General features: G+C 47.3%; 15 protein-coding genes. 11 read left to right on the top strand and 4 right to left on the bottom strand.

The window, feature by feature from the left end; genetic code table 11:
* Positions 1 to 6 precede the first annotated feature (6 nt).
* Entirely contained in the window at positions 7 to 564 is a 558-nt protein-coding gene (locus tag Q2J34_RS05665; RefSeq protein WP_422763946.1) for a DUF4625 domain-containing protein, read from the top strand.
* 363 nt (positions 565 to 927) lie between these two features.
* Here Q2J34_RS05665 and Q2J34_RS05660 read toward each other — a convergent pair whose 3' ends face one another.
* Both Q2J34_RS05660 and Q2J34_RS05655 read right to left on the bottom strand, forming a co-directional pair.
* Positions 928 to 3303 carry a hypothetical protein gene (locus Q2J34_RS05660; protein WP_300969510.1) on the bottom strand — a complete coding sequence of 792 codons (2376 nt, stop codon included), beginning with the start codon at positions 3301 to 3303 and terminating at the stop codon, positions 928 to 930.
* A 2154-nt stretch (positions 3304 to 5457) separates the two neighbouring features.
* Positions 5458 to 6921 carry an aminoacyl-histidine dipeptidase gene (locus tag Q2J34_RS05655; protein WP_300969509.1) on the bottom strand — a complete coding sequence of 488 codons (1464 nt, stop codon included), beginning with the start codon at positions 6919 to 6921 and terminating at the stop codon, positions 5458 to 5460.
* A gap of 163 nt (positions 6922 to 7084) precedes the next feature.
* Between Q2J34_RS05655 and Q2J34_RS05650 the strand changes: the two genes are divergently transcribed.
* From Q2J34_RS05650 to Q2J34_RS05625, 6 genes are all read left to right on the top strand, one after another.
* The gene (locus tag Q2J34_RS05650; RefSeq protein WP_296928842.1) at positions 7085 to 7300 is read left to right on the top strand and encodes a hypothetical protein; all 216 of its coding nucleotides are present in this window, start codon (positions 7085 to 7087) and stop codon (positions 7298 to 7300) included.
* A gap of 42 nt (positions 7301 to 7342) precedes the next feature.
* Entirely contained in the window at positions 7343 to 7972 is a 630-nt protein-coding gene (locus Q2J34_RS05645; RefSeq protein ID WP_300969508.1) for an OmpH/Skp family outer membrane protein, read from the top strand.
* 78 nt (positions 7973 to 8050) lie between these two features.
* Entirely contained in the window at positions 8051 to 8776 is a 726-nt protein-coding gene (gene dapB / locus Q2J34_RS05640) for a 4-hydroxy-tetrahydrodipicolinate reductase (protein ID WP_300969507.1), read from the top strand.
* Between the two features lie 27 nt (positions 8777 to 8803).
* Positions 8804 to 10222, top strand: coding sequence for a signal peptidase I (lepB, locus tag Q2J34_RS05635; protein ID WP_422763943.1), 1419 nt, complete (start codon positions 8804 to 8806; stop codon positions 10220 to 10222).
* Positions 10206 to 10691, top strand: a complete 486-nt coding sequence (locus tag Q2J34_RS05630) for a S26 family signal peptidase (RefSeq protein WP_300969506.1) — start codon at positions 10206 to 10208, stop codon at positions 10689 to 10691. Before lepB ends, Q2J34_RS05630 begins: the two co-directional genes overlap by 17 nt.
* Positions 10685 to 11338: a WbqC family protein gene (locus Q2J34_RS05625; RefSeq protein WP_300969505.1), complete on the top strand. Its 654-nt coding sequence runs from the start codon at positions 10685 to 10687 to the stop codon at positions 11336 to 11338. The genes Q2J34_RS05630 and Q2J34_RS05625 overlap by 7 nt, the downstream gene beginning before the upstream one ends.
* On the opposite strand, the gene Q2J34_RS05620 is transcribed toward Q2J34_RS05625, so the two are convergent.
* Positions 11335 to 11598, bottom strand: a complete 264-nt coding sequence (locus tag Q2J34_RS05620; protein ID WP_300969504.1) for a hypothetical protein — start codon at positions 11596 to 11598, stop codon at positions 11335 to 11337. The genes Q2J34_RS05625 and Q2J34_RS05620 overlap by 4 nt on opposite strands.
* A gap of 591 nt (positions 11599 to 12189) precedes the next feature.
* Between Q2J34_RS05620 and Q2J34_RS05615 the strand changes: the two genes are divergently transcribed.
* From Q2J34_RS05615 to Q2J34_RS05605, 3 genes are read left to right on the top strand one after another with little or no spacing between them, the layout of a single operon-like run.
* Positions 12190 to 18855 carry a sacsin N-terminal ATP-binding-like domain-containing protein gene (locus tag Q2J34_RS05615; RefSeq protein ID WP_300969503.1) on the top strand — a complete coding sequence of 2222 codons (6666 nt, stop codon included), beginning with the start codon at positions 12190 to 12192 and terminating at the stop codon, positions 18853 to 18855.
* 2 nt (positions 18856 to 18857) lie between these two features.
* Positions 18858 to 21197 (top strand): PIN domain-containing protein, encoded by a 2340-nt coding sequence (locus Q2J34_RS05610; RefSeq protein WP_298887836.1) that lies wholly within the window; start codon positions 18858 to 18860, stop codon positions 21195 to 21197.
* Positions 21198 to 21233: 36 nt separating this feature from the next.
* Positions 21234 to 21842 carry a WbqC family protein gene (locus Q2J34_RS05605; RefSeq protein ID WP_306424757.1) on the top strand — a complete coding sequence of 203 codons (609 nt, stop codon included), beginning with the start codon at positions 21234 to 21236 and terminating at the stop codon, positions 21840 to 21842.
* On the opposite strand, the gene Q2J34_RS05600 is transcribed toward Q2J34_RS05605, so the two are convergent.
* Positions 21839 to 22186, bottom strand: coding sequence for a hypothetical protein (locus Q2J34_RS05600; RefSeq protein WP_298887838.1), 348 nt, complete (start codon positions 22184 to 22186; stop codon positions 21839 to 21841). The genes Q2J34_RS05605 and Q2J34_RS05600 overlap by 4 nt on opposite strands.
* Before the next feature lie 240 nt (positions 22187 to 22426).
* On the opposite strand from Q2J34_RS05600, the gene Q2J34_RS05595 reads away from it, so the two are divergent.
* Positions 22427 to 24904, top strand: a complete 2478-nt coding sequence (locus tag Q2J34_RS05595; protein ID WP_300969502.1) for a choice-of-anchor J domain-containing protein — start codon at positions 22427 to 22429, stop codon at positions 24902 to 24904.
* Positions 24905 to 25325 lie beyond the last annotated feature (421 nt).

Raw genomic sequence — 25325 nt, 5'->3', positions numbered from 1 at the left:
AATACTATGATGAAAAGAACAATCTTCACATCAATCACGCTCCTCAGTTGTCTCGCTTTGGCGACAGCCTTCACCGGTTGCAAAGAGGAGCCCAAGAATCAACCAACTGTCGACACGACAAAGCCTGTCATCGAGCTCATCGAGCCCGAAGACAATGACTCACTTCGCATCGGAGATGCGCATGGCGTACACTTCGAGATGAAGCTCTCGGACAACGACCTCGTCAAGTCGTACAAGATCGACGTCCACAACAACTTCGACGGGCACTCGCACACCCGCGATCTACGTCACGGTGATGACCAGACGAAGCCTTTTAGCTTCAACAAGGAGTACACGGTCAACCAGCGCAACGCATCGATTCACCACCACGACATCAAGATCCCAGCAGACGCAACACCAGGTGAGTACCACCTTCTAGTCTACTGCGTGGATCGCTCTGGCAATGAGTCGATGGTGGCTCGCACCGTCATCCTCTCCAAGGATGCTCCTGGTGATCATCACCACGACCATGACCACGATCATGACCATGGCCACGATCATGACCACGATCATAACCACGAATAAGATCGGGCAAAAGAGATAACTCAATTCGTCCACATCTAGCGACAGACGATAAGATTCTCCACTGGGAGTACACATCGTCTAAACCGATAGCGACGAATTGAAGAGACAATAATTTGTTTAGTGTATGTGATAGGGAGGGGTGTTACCGTGAGGGTAGCGCCCCTCTCGCCTTTTTCACGGCTACCTGATGCCCTCCCCCTGTCGTATAAAGGAGACTATTGACTTTTGCAACAGTCTCCGTATAGGTGGGCTGACAGAATCGAAGCGGACTCAACCACTATCTCTGAGTGATTGAGTCCGCTCTGTGTGAGGTCTCTGTCCTATCTAGACAGAGATACCTTAATGCTCCTCAAAAGGAGCCTGTTACTTCGTGCGATTGATGATTACCTTCTTACAGCCGATGATGTAGATACCTTCAGGTAGCTCGTCAACTGGGGTAAAGAGGCGGATACCCTCGAGTGTGTATACCGTATCATCCGTGCTGTTGGGACGCAGGACGAGATCCGTAGCTAGTTGCTGCTCTGTAATCTCCATCTTGCTGTCTGTGATACGCCAGCCCTTAGCCTTAGCAGCCTTGAGGTGGTCGGCAGTTATTTCGTTGGTCTCGCCTACCCCCTTGAAGGTATTGAAGAGACGTAGCTCACCTTTGTTCGTTTCAGCAGAGCGGTCTGGCAGTTGAGCGATTAGTTGCGACACGAGGTCTGCTTTCACTTCATTGTTGCTGCAGTCCAGCATAGAGAGACGAGGGGTCTTTAGGACAGGAGACGTCACCTTATTCCTTGGGTAAGCGAGAGACTCGAGCTTGTCGTAATCTGCCGTAGTCTCAATCTTTGTCCACTCGCCATCGGGGATGCTTAGGGAGGAGACATCGCCTGAGAGGGTGACAGTCTGTGCCGTTAGGGTGAACTTGCCAGCCGCATTGGCAGCAGTAATCTCAGCAACGGATAGTCCCGTCACTTTGACTGGACGACCATCGACTAGCTTTGCGTCTATTGTCACTTCGCTACCTACAGTCTTGTCCGTGACGAGGGTGATGACATTGACCTTGGGGACGATCTCAGACTCCTTGCCTTCGTTATCACGTTGCATTACCTTCCAGTTGAGTGCATTGGCAGCAGCGATGTCTGCCAAGCTGTATGTGGGCGTAAGGTCGCCCTCAGCCGTAGAGGCAAAGGTGATAGCCCCAGGTGTCTCCTCTTTCGTACGATTAGGCAGGTGCGACAAGGTAAAAGTGGAGCCCTCCTTATCAAACGGATTATCGAAACAGACCACACTTTCGAGCTTTTCGAAAGTAGAGAGATCCAGCTTGGTCAGCTTATTACCTGAGATAACTAACGACCGAAGCTCTTTGTTGTCCTTTGACTCAAAAGCGGTGATCTGCTGATCTGCAAGCACGAGACTCAGCACATTACCCACGAGCGTTATATCCTGTGTCGTGACGATGGCATTCTTGTCTGGCGTACTCTCACTCTGAGAGAGTAACTTGAGTCCACGTACACTTATAGGGTTAGAGGGATTTGTGACGATAAAGAAGCCCTCTCCAACCTTCTTGTCCGTGGTAAAGGTTATCTGATCGTAAGAAGTACCAGTGGGCTTGATCTCTTCGAAGGTGCCACTTGAGAGCCGACGATAGACGACCCAGCCACGGCTCTTGGCGAGGAAGAGGTCTGTATCGCTGTAGCTGTTCTTTTGTGCTTCAGTAGAGGCTTCGTCTACGAAGTAGATTTTGCCAGGCTCCTGCGCTGAGGTGCGGTCTGGCAGTGTAGACATCAGTCGTGTAGTTGCCTCACCTCGTATGCCATTGCCGTAGCACTCTACGAGATTCAAGGACGAACACTCCGACAGTCCCAGCTCCTTGACGTTACCTTTAGTACAGACTAAGTGTGTGAGGCTACGATTCTTACCTAGATTGATACTGGTAATGTTCTTCTGCCACTCCACCTTGAAAAGCTTGACATTGCCTCCGATGATGACCGACTTCTGCGTTACGGTATAAGGAGTGAATTTATCTCCGCTCTCAATGACGGGATTTCCTTCTATATTTGAGATGAGTGGGATATTTTCACCCTCTCCGATGATGCAGAGACTCAGCGTCTCACTGACTGCGGGATCGACTCCGATAGTGATCTCGTCTGGGTAAAGTTCTAAGACACTTGACCCTACAGTGGTGTTAACTTGCCATCCCTTAGCATTGGCATCTCGGATGTCTTGAATAGTCCAGTAAGCATGGGGTGCCTTCTGGTCTGCACGATAGAAGTTGAGCTTCCCGTCCTTTACCTTGGGGAGTGACTCTATAAACTGAGTCAGATACTGACTCTTAAGTCCTGTACCAGGGATGGATATATACTTCAACTTATTACACCCAGAGAGGTTGAGGCTTGTGAGCGAAGGGTTATTAACGCAATACAGCTCCTCCAGAGTCGTATGGTTAGGCGCAGAGAGGCCGGTTATCTTTTGGTCGTTGTGTATAGCAATGCGCGAGAGCTGTCCCTTGATAGTGACAGTCTGTGCCGTGAGCTTGACCATTGAGGTATTGTACACAAATGGAGCGCTCGCAGGGACACTCTCAAGGCCCTTAATCTCGAGCTGACCCTGGTACTGAAGGTTTATTTGGATGGTTTCACCAACCGCCTTACTTGTCGTAAAGGTCAGCACATCATTCGTTGCAGTCTGAGCCACACTACCTAGCGGAATCAGTGCAAGGAGCAGGCTGTAGAGGAATAATAGATTTCGTTGCATAAAAGTCTTATAGATTTGGTTGTTGCACCGCACAAAAAAATGTACGGCCGCGCAAAGGAAATAAGTTTCTAAAAAATATAAGCCTCCTAGAGGGCTGACGATTATAATCGCTCTCCTAGGAGCTACACATGAGTGACAAGCAAGGGGATAGATGAGGTCCATTATATATATGTGTGTCACCCCTGCTCTCTAATCTCTAACCTCTAATCTCTATTTACATATCTTTACGAGAAAGTCTGTCCGATCCCCTCCTTTCTCGAATATCCACGTGGGGAATCTCAAATCTCCACGTGGATATTTTTCTTTTTCCACGTGGGGGCGTTTTGATTCTTCCGAAGTTTCATTTGATTCTTCCGAAGTTTCATTTGATTCCTCCGAAGAATTTTTTATTCTCCACGTGGAGATTTCGAAATATCCACGTGGAAATCACTTTTTCCCGATGCCGTCTCGTGTCGAAGTGTAGTCGGATCTAAATTATTGTTGCGGGTCGGCGTTGAATTTGTCCAGCCAAGGATGTTGCTTCATAATCGCTCAGTCAGGAGCTACACATGATCAACAAGCGAGGCGTAGAGAGGTCAATGAGTTCATTGTATATGATGCCTCAGACCTAGATAAAAAGAAGAGCCAACTCCTCAGGTTCTTACTGCAAACGCAGTATATAGCCTATAATTAAAGGCAGGCTGAGTGAATTAGCTCTTTCTTAGGAGTGACGAACGACGGGGCGCAAGCCCGATCTCTTACCGAACCTCACATCGCGAAGGTAATGACAATGTCTGAGATGAGCAAAACAACGACCTAGACCTTGCGAGTCTCACATGGGGTGCGTCTCTTGTAGCGAACTACACGTAAATCTGCTCAGTAGATTTGCGATGAGAGTCGCAGAGTCTATAACAATAAACGAAACGACCACGCATCTACAGACAACAAAAGAGGGGCTTCTGAACGCTCGCTCCCTGCTCCACGGCCCTGGGAAAGACTAATATCAGAAACTCCTCCTTCTTGCCACAAAGGTAGTGACAATATCTCAGATGAGCAACTCGCCATGAGATAGAAATCTACGGCGTCCCCCGTCTGTAAACGAAAAAGAGCAATTAGTTAGTGCTTCCCTTTATAACGCTCTATAACGTACGGAAGACTTCCAACCAATTGCTCTCTGTCTGCAAAGTTACTATTTACAATTCAAACGACAAGCCTTCCTGCAGAACAATCCGGCTAGTGGCATAGAAGAAGCCGAGCTTAGCCCGGCTTCTAAACAATCAGGGAAGTGGCAGCTTGACGTTACTCGCGCACATCGCCTAAATAACTTCCCTTCCTGTGCCACAATGGTAGTAGCTATATTTGAAGCACCTCGCTTACCAGCAAAGCAAGACGCAAGGTGACTTGCCAAGGCGCAAAAAAAGCCCAAGTAATCCACTTGGGCCTGGAGCAAGGGGCGTTCCTCCACAACTAGAGGAGAATTAAACGACACCCTCGCACTACAAAGGTAGTAATTATATTTGAAATGACAGACTTATCAAAGATGTAATAAGTGTCGTCGTGACTTCGCTTAGCAAAAGAGCCTCTGTCCTCCTGTAAAAAAGGACGTACACCCCAAACGCCCTTACCTCGTTCCCGACGTTTAGGTGAGACTCACATTGGGATGTACGTCGTTTCTTGCCTTTACAGCAAGCGTGATGGGTAAACCTCAATTCGTTCCATTACAGAATATAGCCTTCAATTAAAGGCGGCTCGAGTGTTTACCTCTTCTACCGCAAAGATACGGTTTATATTCCAAAGGGAAAAGAGGAAGCTCCCCGGGTTCGTACTGCAAACGCAGTATATAGCCTATAATTAAAGGCAGGCCGAGTGAACCTGCTCTTTCTTGCCACAAAGGTAGCAACTATCTTTGAATCTGACAAGCTCTTCTTTATGGAGTGTTGAGACGCTTGGTGATTACAGAGCGACGTTGAGGGCACAAGAGTTCAGTCGCAAGGGGCTCTTTTATTACCTTTGCACTCTCTATCAATGAAACCTTGACAGGGTGGTCGCTGAAGAGCTATCGATCATGCTCAACGAGTGATGCCTAGAGCACAGAAGGCTCAACCGCATCGCTGCGACTGAGCCTTCTCGTTGTTTTTGTTCTGCTGACTAGTGGATCAGCAGCCTTAGCTATGATTACTTGCGCTTAGGAGCGTTCTTGAGGATCGCTACGAGGTGACGCCAGAACATCTCCACCGTCTGGACCTCCATGCGCTCTGCGGGTGAGTGTACGTCACGCATCGTCGGACCGAAGGATACCATGTCAAGGTAAGGATACTTCGCTAGGAAGAGTCCGCACTCAAGACCTGCGTGGATAGCCTTGACCTTTGGCTCCTTGCCGAAGAGCTCGCGATAGGTACTCTCAGCGACCTTTAGGATCTCAGAGTCGGGGTTAGGAGCCCAACCGGGATAGCCGTCACGTACCTCTGTGCGTGCACCTGCTAGCTCGAAGAGAGCAAGGAGCATATTGCCTACATCCTCCTTGAGCGACTCGGTAGAGCTGCGCTGGCTCGTCTCGATGCTGATCACATTGCCCTCTTTCATCTTGACACTGGCTAGGTTGGTAGAGGTCTCTACGAGCCCCTCCAGTGAGTGGCTCATGCCCATCACGCCGTGAGGACAAGCGTAGAGTGTACGGATGACCGTGTCAGCCGTCTTCTTGTCGACAACCTCCTTAGGGGTTGTGGTTGTCTCCACACGGAGGTTGACATTAGGATCGACCTTCTTGAGCTCGTTGCGGAACTCAGCGTCCATCTCGTTTGCCCAGATAGCTAGATTCTCCTTGCGATTGGCAGGGATCGTGATGACAGCCTTAGCCTCACGAGCGATAGCGTTGTGTAGGTTACCACCATCGATCGTAGCTAGGCGCATCTCGGGTACCTCCTTAAGTACCTTATATAGGTAGCGCACGAGGAGCTTATTGGCATTGCCTAGACCGACATGGATGTCACCACCGCTGTGTCCACCCTTGAGACCACTCACCTTCACCTCGAGAGCTATCTGCCCAGCAGGCGTAGCCTCTGTGGTGTAGTCAAAGAATGCCATCGTACCCATACCACCAGCGCAACCGATGAACATCTCGCCCTCATCCTCACTATCGAGGTTGATGAGGATGCGTCCCTGGACGAAGCCTGGCTCGATACCCATGGCACCGGTCAGACCAGTCTCCTCATCTACTGTGAAGAGGCACTCGACGGGTCCATGCTCTACGGTGGGGTCTGTCAGGACCGCTAGCCCTGCTGCGACACCAATACCGTTGTCAGCTCCTAGGGTCGTACCCTCAGCGTGAATCCATCCGTCGGTGATCTGCGTCTTGATAGGATCTTTGTAGAAGTCATGCTCTACGTCACTATTCTTCTCGCAGACCATATCTACGTGACCCTGGAGGATGATGGTCTCGCGGTCCTCCATGCCAGGCGTAGCACCCTTGCGGATGACGATGTTGCCTGTCTTATCCTGCGCATAGTCTAGGTTATGCTCCTCGGCAAACTTCTTAAGGAAAGCCAGTATCTGCTCCTCGTGCTTGGAGGGACGAGGGATCTTGGTAATTTCGTAGAAGTGCTGCCAGATGGGCATGTGAGTTAGATCTGTTATTTGCATCGTTTATTGCTTTGAAAAGTTAGAATATAAGTGCGTTAACTACCGCACGATATCAGTTTGTCACCTCAAATGCGTGCGTAAGTCCGACAAAAGGTATACCTTTGTCTACCTGAGAGCTGTAGCACCGTGCTACTCTCCCTCTGCAAATATACTAAGAAAAACTATGAAACTCATCATCATATCCATTATCCTCATCGGACTTGCCGTAGTCCTACTCGCCTTGCGACTGATCGTCAAGGGCGACAAGAGCCCTCAGAGTTCGCATATAGAGGATAGTAAAGCACTTAAGAAGAGAGGTATAGGATGCGCCAACAAGCAGATGGCGGAGCTAGCCTCAAGGCAAAACCTAGCCGACCGTCTAGCCGATGACCCGCAATAATCCTCTCTCCTATCCTACTCGTCAATCAACACTACAACTTATATGAATCAGAAATCAATCCTTCTACTCTCCTTACTCGTTGCGTCTCTCCTATTCGGTAGCTGCCAGAAGAAGCAGTCCGATGGGCAGACTGCTACTTCAGAGGCACTCACTGAGAATGCATCTACGGGCGATCATACGCTCAAGATAGGCGTCGTATCTCTCGACTCGCTCTACAAGAACTACGAGTACTATGTCGATGCAAACAAGCAGATAGAGGCCCAGCTCAAGCGCAATCAGCAGACTCTCGCTAACAAGATGCAACAGGCTCAAAAAGCCTATGCAAGCTATATGGAGAAGGCTCAGAAGGGGCTCTTCACCTCTCAGGCTCAGGTCGATGCCGAGGAGAAGCGCATCACCGCTATGCAGCAAGAGGGTGCTCAACTGGAGCAACGCTATGCCGAGGAGGCTATGAAAGCACAAACTGATGCACAGAAGGCGCTACACGATGAGGTAACCGCTCAGCTCAAAGCTTTCAACGCAGATAAGAAGTATGACCTAATCCTCACCTCCGTAGGTCTGGAGGGGGTTATGTACGCTGGCGAAGGCTTTGACATTACCCAAGAAGTCCTCGACTTCCTCAACGCTGCTTACCAAGCTAAGTCTAAGGAGACTAAGGAAGCTAAGAAGTAAAAAACCTACACTACGTGTGCTGTGAGGAGACATATCGCTCCTCACGCACACTGGCTTATCAAACCGCTACTAACTACTATGAAAATCGCTATACTCGGATACGGACGCATGGGGCACATGATCGAAGAGGTCGCCACCCAGCGCGGACATCAGGTGGTCGCTCGTATAGATAAGGCTGACGCTGCCCTACTGGAGGATGGTTCTCTGCGAGAGGCCGACGTCGCCATTGAGTTTTCCACCCCTGAGAGTGGCTACCAGCTTTGCCAGGCCGCCCTAAAGGCGGGATTACCCGTAGTCACGGGCAGTACGGGCTGGAAGGAGCAACTAGAGGAGCTCAAGTCAGAGGTGCAAAGCTCTGGCCGTGGGGGACTCTTTGCTGCGTTCAACTTTAGCCTCGGGATGAATCTGATGATGATCCTCAACGAGCAACTCGCACAGCTCATGGCTCCCTATCCCGAGTACACGCCACGCATTCAGGAGACGCATCACATACACAAGCTTGATGCGCCGAGCGGCACTGCGATCACACTGGCTGAGGGACTGATCGAGCAGACCCCTTCGCTACACGACTGGCATCTAGGCGTAGAGACGCACGATGGTTCTCTCGGCATCGAGGCAATCCGTGAGGGCGAGGTGCCTGGCATCCACTCCGTCATCTACCACTCTGATATCGATGAGATAACGCTACGCCACGAGGCTTATAGCCGTCGGGGCTTTGCGCTAGGAGCCACCCTCGCCGCTGAGTATCTCCTACAGCACCCCGTAGGCGTCTGGTCTATGCGTGACCTCATCCTACACAAATAGTCCTACCCATACAGCCCCTTTCACGCTATGAAAATCAAGCTTCACTGGCAAGAGAAGACCCTCTTTCAGAAGATTGTAGCCATCGTCATACCGATCCTCTACCTCCTCTTCTGCATACTCTGGGCGGGACCCTTTTGGTTGGTCTTCCTCCCCTTTATCCTGGACTACTACTTTACCAAGTTCATCAATTGGTCTTGGTATCGCAACATCAAGAACAAGACGCTGCGGGGCTTCGTCTCCTTACTGGCAGACCTCCTCTGGGCGGTCATCGGCGTGCATCTGCTCAGCATCTTCTTCATTCAGAATTTTGCCATCCCCACCTCTTCTCTGGAGAAGACACTCCTCGTGGGTGACTACCTCTTTGTGGACAAAGTGACCTACGGTCCCCGTATGCCGATGACGCCGCTGCAGGTGCCACTAACGCAAAACCGCTTCCTCGGCCGTGAGTCTTACCTCAGCAAGCCACAGCTATCCTACAAGCGACTCAAAGGCATCCGAAAGGTACAGCGTGGCGACCTGGTTGTCTTTAACTTCCCCACGGGCGACACCGTAACAACCAAGGTGACCAACCCCGACTACTACTATCTCAAAGAGATGTATGGCGGACGGGCTGCCCTGGAGGCTCAGCCTGAGGTCTTCGGCAAGATCGTCTACCGCCCCGTGGATCGTCGTGACCACTATGTGAAGCGCTGTGTGGGACTACCGGGCGACCTTATCGAGATACGCAACAACGACATCTATATCAATGGCAAGCTACAGGCGCGCCCCGAGCAGATGCAGCTCAACTATTGGGTCTGCACCCGTGGAGGACGCTTCTCCGCTGAGGAGCTTAAGCATCTAGGCATTAGCCTCGATGACCAGCATGTGGTCTCCGCATCACAGCTCACGACAGCCGACCTCGAGGAGATGGGCTTAGCTGGTGTCGACCCCAACGATCTGCAGGCACTCTACCTGCTTCCCCTCACGGAGACTATGCGCCAGCAACTAGCCAGTGATAGCCGTGTCGCTAAGATCGTTGTGTCGCAAGACCCCAATACCAATCTCTACCCCGTAGGCTACAACCTCGGCTGGACCCGTGACAACTACGGCCCACTACAGATACCACGCAAGGGGCTCACCATCGAGCTTACGCCCGAAGCCTTAGCACTCTACAGCCGGTGCATACACAACTACGAGGGGCACGCTCTCGAGCAGCGTCCCGATGGCACCATTCTCATCGACGGACAGCCTGCCACGCACTACACCTTTGGGATGGACTACTACTATATGATGGGTGACAATCGTCACAACTCTGCCGATAGTCGCTACTGGGGCTTCGTCCCCGAGGATCATATCGTAGGGCGCCCCGCTCTCCTCTGGCTCTCGCTAGACAAGGATCTAGGTCTCTGGGGCGGCAAGATACGCTGGAGACGTATGATGCACACGATACATGGCCAGCCACTCTGACATAGCGACGAAGAGACGAGCCACCTGGCTACGCTGGGTACTTCCGATGATCATGGTAGGACTCATCATCGTCGGACGTCTCTTCTTCTTTGTCTATCGCCAGCCCACACCTAGCGGTACTAGCTACCACCTGATGAGCCGCATCGCACAGCCACATCGAGGCGACAATGTGCTCCTCACGCTAACAGCCGACAGCTTAGCTGGGAGCAAACTCATGCTACGAGTTGTGGGCGAGCCAAGCGATACCCTGCGCTTTACCGAGGGCAAGCTCCTGGTCCTGGGCAAGCGTGGCCGGCAAACCTTTATCATGCCACTCCCCCAGCCTTTACAGCAAAGCACTTACGAAGTGATCTTGGCTCCAGATGAATACTGGCTTCTAGCCAAGCCCCCGCTCACGGCAGAGACGATAGACTCGCGCCACCTCGGACCAATCCACTGCTCAGAGATCACAGCGACCATAATATGGTAGTACTCCCCACGGCATACGCTCCCTCAGTCGCCTATATGAGCTATCTACTGGACAGCTCCACGCGTATAGAGGCACACGAGTACTATCAGAAGCAGACCTACCGCAATCGCTGCGCCATCGTAGGTGCCGAGGGGGTGATGAAACTCTCTATCCCCGTCCTAGCGGGCTCCTCACAGCAGTGCCCTATCCAGTCGGTGCAGATCGCGGAACATGACAACTGGCGACACAAGCACTGGTACACCATAGAGACCTGCTACGGCGCATCACCTTACTACGAGTACTACGCTCCCGACCTAGCAAAACTCTACCTCGACAAAGCGCGCCGATCCACATCGCTCTATCAGCACAATCAGCGGCTCATCACGCACATCTGCCAACTCATCCACCTTCCCTACCAGTGGCAAGAGACGGAGCAATATGTCGGCACCTCAGCTGACCTGTGCTCACAGCTTCTGCCACCCATCACCACCGCCAGCACAGCGACCGAAAAGGCTATCGCCTCCGTTCCGTACTACCAAGTCTTCGCCGGGTCGCTCGGCTTCATCGCCAATCTCAGTATCCTAGACCTGCTCTTCAATATGGGTCCCGAGTCGCTCCTCGTCTTGCGGCAGCTCCACGACCAGCTATCGGGCATCTCGCTTCTCTAGGGATGAGCGTAGCCATTGGCCACAACCGCCGTCATAAAGACGCCGAAGATTAGGACGAAGATTATAAGCCAAAAGAAAGAGATACAGGCCCCTGCAATGGCTAGACCTCGTGGCTTACGAAAGATGCCAATAGTAGAGAAGATGGCTCCCAGAACCCACACAATCCAGCCTACGACGGGGAACCAGCCTACGACTAGAGCGACCAGCGACAAGGTGAAGCCTGCAGTACCTAGAGAATTCTTGTTCTGATTCGGTACCACATTCTGAACGTATACATTTGTAACGGGTTTGTCCTGTTGCTCCTTATTTCGGTTTTCATAGGGAGGAGGAGTATTTACTTCCATAGGAAACTAGTTGATAATGTTTTGCGATGTCAAATGTACGAAAAGCTATCAACAGAAACTCTAGCGAGTCTATCTACTTATTCCTATTTTGAGGCCAACACCCACTTTTGAGATGCTGGAGGAGTGCCACACTGCCCACTATAAATTAGAATCCCTCATAAGCCAACGATACGAATTTGCTTAGAAAAGGATGATCCCCACGAGGAAATTCGCCAACCTCCATATGGAATTTTTTTCGATTTTCTGCGTAGAAGTTTCAGATAGTTGCCACCAAGGTGTACAAATCTCAAAAGAGAGCAGACTTGTTGCAAGTTTGTATCTTTGTGGTCAGTACTGAGATAAACAGCCCCCATAGAGCCAACTAGCTGAGGTGTTAGTCTTAGTATTACCAACGCTTATGTTGTGTAGTCGCAAGTGACCAAGTCTCGATACAATCTTCAAAGTATCAAATTTGCTCCAGACTTCACCTAAAGGATTAGTAGAATAAATCATTCACGAAGATACAATATGCAGGATCATCCAATAAAAGAGTCAAAACGACATAACACTCAACGCAAGGGCATTACGTATGCAAATTCAAAAGCTGCAGAAAGTGTCAAACGAAGATTGCGTCTCGAAAACAATCAGTTTATTGGTCAGTTTGCACCACAAAAGCATGAAGGATGGTACACGATAAGAGACATCCGTAATACTGACTTCATAAAGATTGAGGACAAGGAACGTGGCATCAAAAATCTATCAATATCATTTAGAAGCGATGAAGACTTTAAGCGTTTTGCTTATTACAAATTCACATGGGTGCTACTTGAGACAGATCCTTTCAAGTTTGGTATTGACTTGCACAAAGAAGTAACGCCAGTATGGCAGAAAGCGATTGTGAGCAGCCTTTACAATGGCATAATGCGTTATCCTGCAGGTGCCGCGAAGAAGATTGTTCGTTCACTAGACACTCTCAAAAAGCAGCTCACACAGAGTGGCAAAGAAGTGTTCATCTATGAGCTTTTGCAGAATGCTAATGACTATCCTCGTCGTACTAATAATAACGAGTATCAAGCCTTACCTGTTGAAGTGGAATTTCATATTACAAAGCGGTATCTAATATTCCAGCATACGGGCGACTATTTCAATCCTAAGAACATTGCAGCCATTTGCGATATAAATGATGGCGAAAAGGCAGACAATTCAGAAGTCATTGGATATAAAGGCATTGGCTTTAAGACCGTATTCCTTGACAGCGACTACGTGCTTCTAAACTCAGGTAAGTATTCTTTTAGATTTGACAAGTCAGCTACTGATGTGATCAACACCCCATGGCAGATACTACCTATTTGGACAGAGTATAATAAAATAGACCCTGATATAAAGTCGATATTTCTCCGGCATCCTAATGATGAGTTTAGAGTGAAGTTTGCACTTCGACCAAGAGATGCGGAAATACTAATGGACGAAGATAGAGACGATAACTATGTCGATTTATTCACAGATGTGTTCGACTCAGAACGTGTCATATTATTCATCCCAAACATCAAGAAGGTAAGCATCTTTATTGAAGGTAAGCAAGAGCCGATTATACGCGAAAAAGACAATAAAGACTGGTGTGTTTCGGATGCTCTTGTTGATGATATACCAGAGGAAATCACCGATAAGATAAACGATGTTTTAGCAAATCCCGATTCACTTCGTTCTGATGGTTATGAGAAAATCCCAGAGAAGTATAGAAACTTCCGTAAGACCGCGGTAAAGTTTGCCTGCAGGAAAGACGGACGCAAGTTAATGCCCGTTGATGATGCCATATTGTATTGCTACCTTCCAGCGAAGCGTGCTGATTGGGGCTTCAATTTCCTAATGAACACCGATATGGTGCCAAATGGCCAACGTGATGATATTGAGGACATCGAACTCAATCACGTTATTGCTCGTATTGCCGGTAAACAGTTCTTTTATTGGATCAAGCAACTTATTGAAAGCAAAAAATACGACCTTGACTCTATCTTTGCACTTATCCCAGACTTTGATGAGTGCAAGAAGAGACGCGTGTATAAGACGTTTATAGAGGAGTTCCAGGAAGAATTTGAAAAGCTCATAAAAGAAGAGCCTTTTGTTCCATGCGTGGACAAGAATGGTGAACAAACCTTTGAATGCATCGACAATATTATTAACGACATGACTGGCATGACAGCGAACGGAGTCATTTCTGACAAAGACTTCATAATTCTTATGGAGTTGGGTGACTACTCCTTGCCAGTTGATGAGTTAAGACAATCGGAGGCATTCATGGATTTCTTGTACAAGCATTCTCCTTCAAGCCTTGATGTAAAGGTTGATGCTGTTGTAAAGAAATGTGAGGAAACTAATTTCCAGACATGGTTGACAGTTCCCGAGAACAATACACGATTTATAAGACATTGGTTGAGTGAGGATGAACTAAACGAGTTTGCAAAGAAAAATATATTTATTGAATACAAAGGCAATTTGTTTACAGCAGGAAGTCTCTACTATGATTTCGACGCTAATTGTAGTGGAATAGGATTTCTGCGCAGGTTTATTCCACATCTTTGCGATGCTTCAAGAATTAGTTTTGAAGAAGATTGCAACTGGAAGGCATTTGCTGATGAGTATTTCCGGGCATTCTCTGCAGCTTCAATGATTACTACTTTCATTCTTTCCGATAAAGATGCCATGGAACGGCTCACCGTGCCAGAGAACTCGGTAGCATTCTATCGTTACCTATCAGCAAATGATGTGAATCTAAAGGCTGATGGCAGAAAAGTCCCATATATCACAGAGGATGGCAAAGTGAGCACCGACTACACCAATTATCGTTATTTCTTCAATGACGATGCTTACGACCTGATTCAAGAAGTTTGGATGGGCGATAATATTGTCAACATTCTGTCTCACATCTATTTTGAGGGCTTGTCTGTTGAAGAGAAAGAGAAGCTAGCCACCATTTTTGATTATCTCGGATTCAAGAAATTCACTACGGAATCATTCATCACTGATGTAATTGTTAGCGATACTAATTTCCAAGCAAAAGTTAATGCTACTATAGAGAATAACTATGGAGCCAACAAGGCTTTTGTTGATTACGTGTTTCATGGTGATGCAGAGCTGAAAGGAAACAGTTTCAAAGATTACGTCTTGCTTTGTGCTGATATTAAGGGCAACGATATTTACCTTTGTAACGATAAGGTGCGCTACTTCAATCAAGAGGCACTCGAACAGAATAGCTCCTATGCAGATAATATAAGTCATATATGGATGCAAGAAAGTATGATGTATGCGCTTTCGAATGCATATTTTGATGGCTATGAAAAGGAAGACGCAAAGAAATTGGAGTCATTCTTGCGTCAGCAGTTTGGTGTAAAAACTTTTACGGACAAATCTTTCTTTACAGATGTTGTTATCAAGAATAAGGAGGGTATCTACCCTACTCTTGTAGATGAAGCTACGATGCTGACCTTCTTGAAGTATTTGAAGCGAGATGCAGATAGGATTTTTGATGGCAGTATGAGCTTCAACAACATCAAGGATATGCCGTTGCTTGCCTATAATGGAAGCGTAATAAAATCAAGAGAAGCAGATATCCAGTATCTTGAATATAACGAAGATGCTAAAACACTGTATGAAAAAGCCTGGTGCCCAAAGACGTATGTTGTACTCGCTCAGAGCTACACAGATGACTTCTCACAAGATGTACTTCAATTTTTTAAGATCGCAAAATTTGACATCAATGCGATAACCGACATTCTCGCACGGAGTGCACACTTGCGCCAATCAATAAACGATGTGGCAAACAACATTGATTTCTGGCGTTGGGTAAAAACAAACCAAAAGCAGATTGCTGCGGTTGACAAGTTCGAGGCGATTCCTTTGCTCGACACAAACGATGTCATAACTGCCAACACATCGCTTTATATCTCTGACTCATATCAAAAAGAACAGATAGAGGATTTAGTAACCAAATATGTAAAGACAGCCAAGTTTGTGTCTTCAGCATACATTGGAACTAACAACGAGAGTGAGAAGGTGGAGTGGTTGAAGCTCTTCAAGACATTAGGTCTTAAATCTGATAATAAGGACATCTTATTCTCTGACATTCTGCCTAATCTTGCTTCGCTTGAGGCAGAGTCTTTGGATTCGGTTATTGCGATGATGACCAAGCATCTAAAGGATTTAAAGGACAACTGGGAAGAAAGAAGACAGCAAATTGTCCAACTTCGAGTACGCACTCAATCTGGCGAGTATAAGACTCTCAAACAAGCCTTAATCGTTCATGTGGATGAAGCCTCTATTTCTGAACCATTCAAGTATATTACCCTATCCGACGAGGTGCATCCAGACATCGCGAAGAAAAACAAAGAGTTGTTACTGCTTATCTCTGAGGAATACAATAATCGCAATCTTATCACTACAAAGCAAAGGTGGATTGAAGCGAAGGTGAAGGATTATCTTGCTAAATTTGCTGACGATGAAAGTAGTATTTCCGACATTCATATCCAGTTTGTGCGTGAGGTTGCCAAAATACAGAATGAGTACAACATCGACAAGGACCTTCGGAAACAGATCAAATATCTTGTAAAGTCTACAGAGACAACCTACAAGTTTGCTAATGAACTGACACTTGGATCTGCTTATTCTCCAACGTGTGACTTTGAGGGGAATGGTGTGGCAGAGCTATCATATCTTTCTGACGCATATATCTTTGAGGATAATAAGGATATCATCAAGTCATACTTCAAAGCAGAAGGCTTGCATCAGAATATGACGCTTGATGATTTGAAGTTCCTTGATAATCGCACATTTGCATGCTACTTCTGGGCAGAATGCTTCTCTCGTCGCTGGTCAGAATACGAAACTTGGATAGAGAAAGGGGCCTTCAATAATGTTGTATGCATCCCAACAGAGAATTCTGTCCAGAAGCCGGAGTTGTTGTATGCACCTCACATAGCTGGTTATGCTGTTCGTGCCAAGGCACCTCAATGGCAAGAGAAGGTTCCTTGCAAAGCGATCATCGACTCTATTGATAATCGTGATGCTCGCGAATTATTTGAAAAGATCAACTTCCTTAAAACTCTCTCTTTTGAAGATTGCCTTTACTACCTTGCACGGGTTACACATCCAAGAGATAAGGAGTCTTATTTCCGTAAAACTGTGATAAATTGGATGCTTTCTTCGCCTAATCAAGATGAGACATTAGTTGACAACTATCGTAAAACGCCAACTGCAGAATGGCGTAATGGCAAGGGGCAGAAGAAGCATATTACGGAACTTTATGCTATTCATCCAGATGCAACGCAGGAAAGGAACATCTTCCGTGGTGATGAGTTTGTTATGGGAACAAGCGCATTTCCAACAGACAGTGATCCCTTTGTGAAAGTTTGCGACATGCTGAAGATAAAATGTCTGACAAGTTCTGATTTTGTGGCAACACCTATAGGCAAACAAGATGAAACTGAGGAGATGGTTGCCATACTTAGACCTCGTCTGCTTATCTTGTCGGCTATCGAGAACCCAGTTCGATTTCAAGAACTCTACGAACGCTATAATACAAAGCTGTCGCAGTATCATTTTGTTGTATGTGAAAGGATAGACCTAGGTTATGACACGATACATAATGATGTGGAGCGTATCTATAACGATGACAACCACCTTTATTATGTAAGCTCATGGAAGCATAATCGTACCTTTACAAAGTTCTGTAGTAGATTGAAGCAACTGGTAGGTTTTGACGTGTATGATAATGTATGTGAAGACGTTCTTGATGATAGTGTTACTGTAGAAGCATGCATCGAAAAGTATTGCTCTTCACTCACATACGATGAAAAATTCCGCGCTTGTCTTAAGTCCTTGGGTTTGACCATTAATATAGAGCCGGAGAAAGCAGAACCTGTCGATACCGAAACAGACTACTATAGTGATACTACGAATGATTCTGCAAATCTCGCTACAGAAGAAACGGCCGACACATTAACAGAAGACCCGCAAATTGACTCAACAAAAGTCGTTAGCGTGAATGATAATCCATCCGTTTCAAATACTGATGTAATGGCAAGACCTGCAGACGAGCCAGAAGTTGAAGAAGAAGATGATGCAGAAACAACGCCAACATCACAAGCTCCTACCCAAGCCGAATCGCAGCGACCTGCTTCTGACTCTCGTCTACAACAGCAACGTACAGACTCACCTGCTGGTTATGCAACTTCATCTACAACAGAGGATGAGGCAGATGATGATCTTGAACAGTATGATACTTACGAGCAGGTTGATGAAGGTGAAATTGATAACGATGATTATGAAGAAGTAGATGAAACGGAAGATGTAGAAGTTGACGATGATGTTGACACGACGGATAAGGAGGAAGCAAGGTCTGCCCAGAATCAAACTTCTGGCACATCTCACTCTCCTTCGAATAAGCCTCATAAAGATTACGATCCTGATAGAAATGGTTACATGGGGTCTGTTGATAAGGATAAGGACTATCAGCCAGTCGGAGACAGACCTTACAAGCCTCGCACTCGTAAGCATCTGAAGAATTTCACCCACGAGGAAATTGAGCGTCTTCGTTCGCATGGTACACCTCTCGAACTTGAGTCATTACGGCCAACAAGGGAAGAAATTGACCTCTTGGCTCAATGTAACATCAAGCCAGATCAGATTGCCGACACCAACTATCTTGCTCAGTTGCGTCTGTACCAGAACCTCAAAAATGAGATGCATGCAGAGCCTGAGGAGACGATGGAAGAGTTCGTGCGTAATGCGAGTGATGTAACTGTACACAAACTTAAAGATGGTAGATACATTCATACTTGTAGTGCGGCTCGTGGCGTAATGTACGTTTCTCCCTCAGTATGGAATAACGTAGTCAATGGTAGGTGGAGTATTTGCGTTTATCTTGATGGACAAGGCAAGAATTTCCACTTCATCAACAACGCCGAGGAATTCCTGAAACTCGTAGAAAAAGACGATGTTGTTATCAAGATTACCGGTAAGGAGAAAGTGGCTGTCATCAAGGCTCTCTACGGAGGATTGCTCGAAGGTGTCAAGGGTACTGCGTATACCTTAATACGTGTTGCTTCACGTACAAATATGGATGCCGTATTCGCTCACTATGTTGGTGCTATGGCAGAAGCAGAGGACGGCAATGATGATTACGACGACAACGACTACTGATTATGACAGACAATATCAAGCTTTCCAACTATAAGTCATTCTTTGCAGACCAAGTAAAGGAGGCAATCGAGGAGCAACAAAAGATAAACCGCTTGCAGATGCGAGACCTGTTCAAAAAAGGCGAGCTGTCTCTTGCTTATGTAGACTCCATTCAGAGCGAGACAGGTATGATTATCCTTAAATGCCCCCATTGTATGGCTCCTCGCTTGAAAGTCCAAAAAGGTGTGTGCATAATAAAGAAAGGTGCAAAGCAGGCATTAGGTGTGCACGTTACAGAGTGGACATGCCGCTGGGAGGAGTTCGTAAGCAATAAGGACTTCCATTCTCCCGGTTCTGACATGACCCCGATGTACTATATGCATACTGGTGACCCCGATTATGACTATGTTGCATGCTCTGGATTTAGCTTTAAGTTGTATGACATATTATCAAAGGCATTGGCTGATGGTAAAAGTCTTTCACTTATAGTTCACAACCCATTTCCTCCTGTAGAGTATTATCGCGACCTATCCAACTATATAGATGCGTTCTCTTCAAACAAGGAACTTAACCTTGAACCAACTATCAATTATGAAGAGTGGGATCCCGAGGAACTTGCATTTGATGAGCAGAAGCCAACAAGTATCTCTGACACTATCATAGATACACTCGCCAATGAACATTGCTGTATCGTACAAGGTCCTCCAGGCACTGGTAAGAGTTATACCATAGCGTCGATTATTTCTTCATACCTTGATGCTAGTAAAGCTGTTTGTGTCACCACTATGGCGAACAAAGGTCTCATAGAGCTTATTAAACAGAAGCCACTCCAGAAGCATGTCAAGCAAGGCCGTGTCAGTAAGACAAACCTCTCTATTGACGAGCGAAAGCAAGTACCTGGAATAAAAGAGGCTACTGCTGATTTACAAGTTCCAAGAGGCGAACTGCTTTGTGCCACAAATTATCAATTGGCGAGCGTTTATAGTGAGAAGAAGAAGGCCCTGTACGGATTACCACAATATGATCTAGTAGTCATAGAAGAGGCCTCTCAGGCCTTCCTTACAACTATCGTGGCTTTTAAGCAGTTAGGCATAAATTGCTTGATTGTGGGCGACCCTATGCAGTTGCCACCTATTGTGAAACTAAACAATCCACAATATAATTCGTGGAATATCTCAACTCAAGTGGAAGGATTAAAAACGGTGGCGTTAGGGTCTCAGATTACGTCATATCGTATTATTACGACATTTCGTCTTACAAGTCGTTCAGCTACTCTTACCAAGCTTTTCTACGGCAACCGCTTTGTGTCAGTAAAGAAAGAATACCTTGACTTTTCAGATGCTAATAGTCCTCTTTTTCCAACTAGAGGAGGTGTCATATACCATTGTACTTTTGATGCTCGCAATGGGGTGTATTCCGATAAAGCAAATCTAATCATCCAAAGTGTGATTGATACGATGGAGAGTCATTATCCAACACGATCATTGGCGATTATTACACCATTTCGTGAATCTGTCAAAGAGTTGCAAAAACGATTTTGCACATCTGACATAGAGTTGGACATAACCATTGAGACCATTGATCGGATCCAAGGCATGACAGTTGATTATGCAGTTTTTTATATCCCTGGGCGCAACCCTGGATTTGCGCTTGAAGACCGTCGCTTCAATGTCGCAACGAGCCGTTCGCTTAGCACCACACTCATCATTTCTGACATCCCTTTACACGAATTCCATACAGTATCACCAACAGTCTTACAATTTATTGATAACTGCGACAAGTATGATGGAGGCATAAAGGTTATTCCCAATAACAAGATTGAAGCCACTCAAATTACAGAACCAAGCCAAACTATGGAGGAAACGACTAAATCAGAAGTTTCTACTCCAACAATTGGAGTAAAAGTAGTCGGAAAGATTGACTTATCAAAGTTTGAACGCACTAAAAAAGAGCTAAGCTCGAACAAGAAGAACTATTACATCATAGACACGAATGTCTTTGTAAATTGTCCGGACATCATCAGTAAGATTGATAAGAAATATCCTATCATTTTGTCTGCCAAGGTCACAGATGAACTCGATAAGATGAAGATAAAGTTGAGTGACGAAGGTAAACGCAATGCAGAGAAAGCTCTTCGTAATCTGAACAACGAGACACAACATGAGATTATCTACGAGTTTGCCAACACCGCTCTCTTGCCAGAAGACTTTGACAAGCGTTCACCTGATAACATGATTATATCAGTAGCATTAAAATATAAAGATCAAAACCCTATCATGCTAACATCGGACAATGGATTACAGCTCAAATCGAAAATTCTTGGGTTCAAAACTCTCTCCTTGAAATCTTTTCTTAGACAATAATTTGAGACGAGATAAAGACTGTTAATAGTACAGTAGCTGATTTACACTCTTGTTGTCAGAGAGAAAGGAACCCCTCCCTCCCCCCCGAAGCGGACAATACGCAATCGCTGCGCCATCGTAGGTGCCGAGGGGGTGATGAAGCTCTCTATCCCCGTCCTCGCGGGCTCCTCACAGCAGTGCTCTATCCAGTCGGTGCAGATCGCTGAGCATGACAACTGGCGACACAAGCACTGGTACACCATAGAGACCTGCTACGGCGCATCACCTTACTACGAGTACTACGCTCCCGACCTAGTGCCACTCTACCTCGACAAAGCGCACCGATCCACATCGCTCTATCAGCACAACCAACGGCTCATCTCGCGCATCTGCCAACTCATCCACCATCCCTACCAGTGGCAAGAGACGGAGCAATATGTCGGCACCTCAGCTGACGTGTGCTCACAGCTCCTGCCGCCCATCTCCACCGCCAGCACAGCGACAGAAGAGGCTATCGCCTCCGTTCCGTACTACCAAGTCTTCGCCGGGTCGCTCGGCTTCGTCGCCAATCTCAGTATCTTCGACCTGCTTTTCAATATGGGACCCGAGTCGCTCCTCGTCTTGCGACAGCTCCACGACCAGCTATCGGGCATCTCGCTTCTCTAGGGATTAGCGTAGCCATCGGCCACAACCGCCGTCATAAAGACGCCGAAGATTAGGACGAAGATTATAAGCCAAAAGAAAGAGATACAGGCCCCTGCAATGGCTAGACTTCGTGGCTTACGAAAGATGCCAATAGTAGAGAAGATGGCTCCTAAGACCCATACAATCCAACCTACGACGGGGAACCAACCTACGACTAGGGCGACCAACGACAAGGCAAAGCCCGTCGTCCCTAGAAGGTTCTTGCACGGACTCGGCACCACGTTCTGGACATAGTCATTTGTAACTGGCTTGTCCTGTTGCTCCTCATTTCGGCTTTCGTAAGGAGGAGGAGTATTGACTTCCATAGGGAGCTAGTTGATAATGTTTTGCGATGTCAAATGTACGAAAAGCTATCAATAGAGACTCCATAACTCTACGACATGGGGGGATCCTTAGTACTAGATTGCACCCGTAGTAACAGTCCCTTCACATCATCAGCATACCTTTGTCTCCGCAACTGCTCTAGTGGGCAGTACCTTGTGGTGCGCTCTAGATAGAGACTGCGCATCATCAAGCCTGATCATCATAAACCTTATCACTTTACTATGAGACAAAGACTTTACCTCTTCACCTTACTACTCCTAGGACTACTGAGCTCCTCACACGCTCAGAGCAATCCCTACGGAGTAGATCCGACAGCCACCCCTATCGCCTGCACGACGATAGATCTAGACTTCGAAGATGGGCAACTCCCTACTGACTGGCTCAATGTATCTCTAGAGGGATCACGCCAGTGGGTCCTTAAGACCTTTGACGAGAATACGGCTCTACGTATGACAGCTTACCAATCGGGGAGCAAGTGTACCACAGCTTTCGTATCCCCTCTGATTGAGTTCCCTGCGAATGAGGGGCGGGGCTATCAGCTAAACTTCTGGAGTCATACAGGCTATGCCAATGGAGCAAAGCTCGTGACGAAACTACTCGATCGCAATGGCAATGTGGTACAAGTCCTCGAGGAGTTCATCAAAGAAAGTCATCCAGACTGGGCTCCCTTTTGGGATGAGCACACACTCTACCTACCTGACACGACAGAGCCAGGCTATATATGCTTTGAGTACATCGGCAATGACGACAACACGCAAGGACCTATCATGACCACGACCTACGAGATCGATGACATCGTCATAGAGCCTGCCAACGCTGAGCAAGAGCTCACCGCCTCCGTAAGTAGCTACGACTTCTATAGTCGTGCGATCAACGAGGATCACACCTACACTATCACCTTCCTCGGGCGCAACCTCCCTGAGGACATACAGCTCTCACTCACTGACAGCAGCAAAGTATTTACCCTGAGCACCACCACCCTACCTAAGGAGGGTGGTGAGCTGGTCATCACTTATCATCCCACAGAGGGCGGCAGTCACTCAGCCTCTCTCTCCGCAACGGCTGGAGATCTTTATGAGGGGATTATGCTCTACGGACGTGGTTTGGACCCCTCTAATCCCTACAATGTGAACGTCACTATGACTCCGCAAGCTCTCAATGAGGACTTTGAGCCATACGGATGGGACGACTCTGGCTACAATCTACCCAAGGGGTGGAGTCAGATTCCTCTCAAAGGTCGTTTAGCGTGGGAGGTTCGAGATTACAACAATAATATGTTCCTACAGATCAATCCCTTTGGTCTAGGTGTAGAGGTCGAGACGGCCGTAACGACACCTCTGATCGATATGGATCCGACAAAGAGCTACACGCTATCCTTCGACTACAACTGGGGCTTTGCCAATGGAGCTGAGCTATCTGTCCTACTTTTAGACAAGGCGGGCAAGGTTGTCAAGGAGCTCACGACACTCTCCCACACCGACAATGTACTGTGGAGGGATGACTTCACTCCAATGGAGATCTTGTTGCCCTCAGGCTGTGATGATAGCTTTATCACCTTCTTGTACAGGGGGCTGGACAGTGACGACAAGAGCCTAAAACGCACGACGGCTTATCGACTAGACAATGTTAAGGTGTATGCTGAGAGCGACCAGCCCTCATCGGGTAGCATCAAGGCGAGTGAGTCTCGTGTGGACTTTGGAGAGTTTCTCGTTGGAGAGAGAGATGAGTATCAGATCTCGCTCACTGGAGAGGACTTAAGCGAGGATATGACTATATCGCTAGAGGGTGATGAAGGCTTTACCATCAGCCCCACGACCCTACCCAAGGAGGGTGGAGATATAACAATCGCCTTTGATGCTAAGAAGTCGGGATCATTTACAACCAAGATCCTAGTGAAGAGTGGCGAGGCATCTCTCGCGATTCCCGTACTAGCTACCGTAGAGGGTAACGAGGGCGATGATGACGATGATCCGACCCCAGCCTCCTACCACTTTGACACAACGGCAACACCTATCTCTCTCAATGAGGACTTTGAGTCGGGCTCCTTACCCGAGGGGTGGAGCTCACAGGCACTAGTCGGTACTCGCCAATGGATTATCAAGGAGTACAACAGTAATCAGTATGCCCAGTTCTCAGCATTTAAGAGTGGAGAGCAACTGACCGTAGGACTTATTACGCCTCTTGTAGCGATAGACGCTGCCAAGGAGTACGAGCTGCAGTTTGACCTCAAGAGCGGATTCTGCAATGGTGCAACCCTCAAAGTCTGCCTCTACGATGCTCAGGGACAATTGACTAAGGAGCTTAAGACATTCACCGCCACGGAGTCTGAGCAGGGATATGCTGACAACTTTACCACAGAGACTATCGTCTTGCCTAAGGGCATCAGCAATAGCTTCATCCTCTTCGAGTACGAAGGCGATGATAGCTCTCAAAGCAAGCGAACCACAACCTATCAGGTAGACAATGTCAAGGTAAGCCAAATCACATCACTGCAAGATGTCGTCACAGCGCCTGCCTACACAATTGATGGAGTCAAGTTGATACTTACGGACCATAGCTCTCTGACACTCTACACAGTAGATGGTACGATGGTGGCTCACGGTGATTACCCTGCTATGAGCCAGCTCACACTTGAGCCGAGCAAATGCTACATACTGCTACTAAACGGCATCACTTACAAGCTTATGACTCGTGAGTGATCACAAGTAGTCGCGACTTAAGATCTAGACAGGGGCAAGTCCCCTTGACAATAATCGGTGACTAGCAGAGAGCCCTCTTGACAGAGTGGCTAAAGAGAACCGTGCAAAGCGGGTTACTCTATCACCAGTACACCTCTAATAGAAATAGCCACGTGGAAATCATCAAATCCCCACGTGGCTATCTTTCTTTTTCCACGTGGATGCGAATCATTTCTTCCGAAGTTTCATTTCATTCCTCCGAAGTTTCATTTCATTCTTCCGAAGAATTTTTTCTTCTCCACGTGGGGATTTTCGATTTCCTACGTGGGGATTCTCTTTTTCGACCTAGATGCGCCTTAATACAGGCTTTTCGTCACTTGACAGGACGATCTTGTCCGACTATTTCTCAGCCTTTTCACCAAATATCCGAGAATAAACTACA

Origin of the sequence: Porphyromonas vaginalis, assembly GCF_958301595.1 — a bacterium.
GTDB lineage: Bacteria > Bacteroidota > Bacteroidia > Bacteroidales > Porphyromonadaceae > Porphyromonas > Porphyromonas vaginalis.
This window is presented reverse-complemented; position numbering and strand designations above follow the sequence as displayed.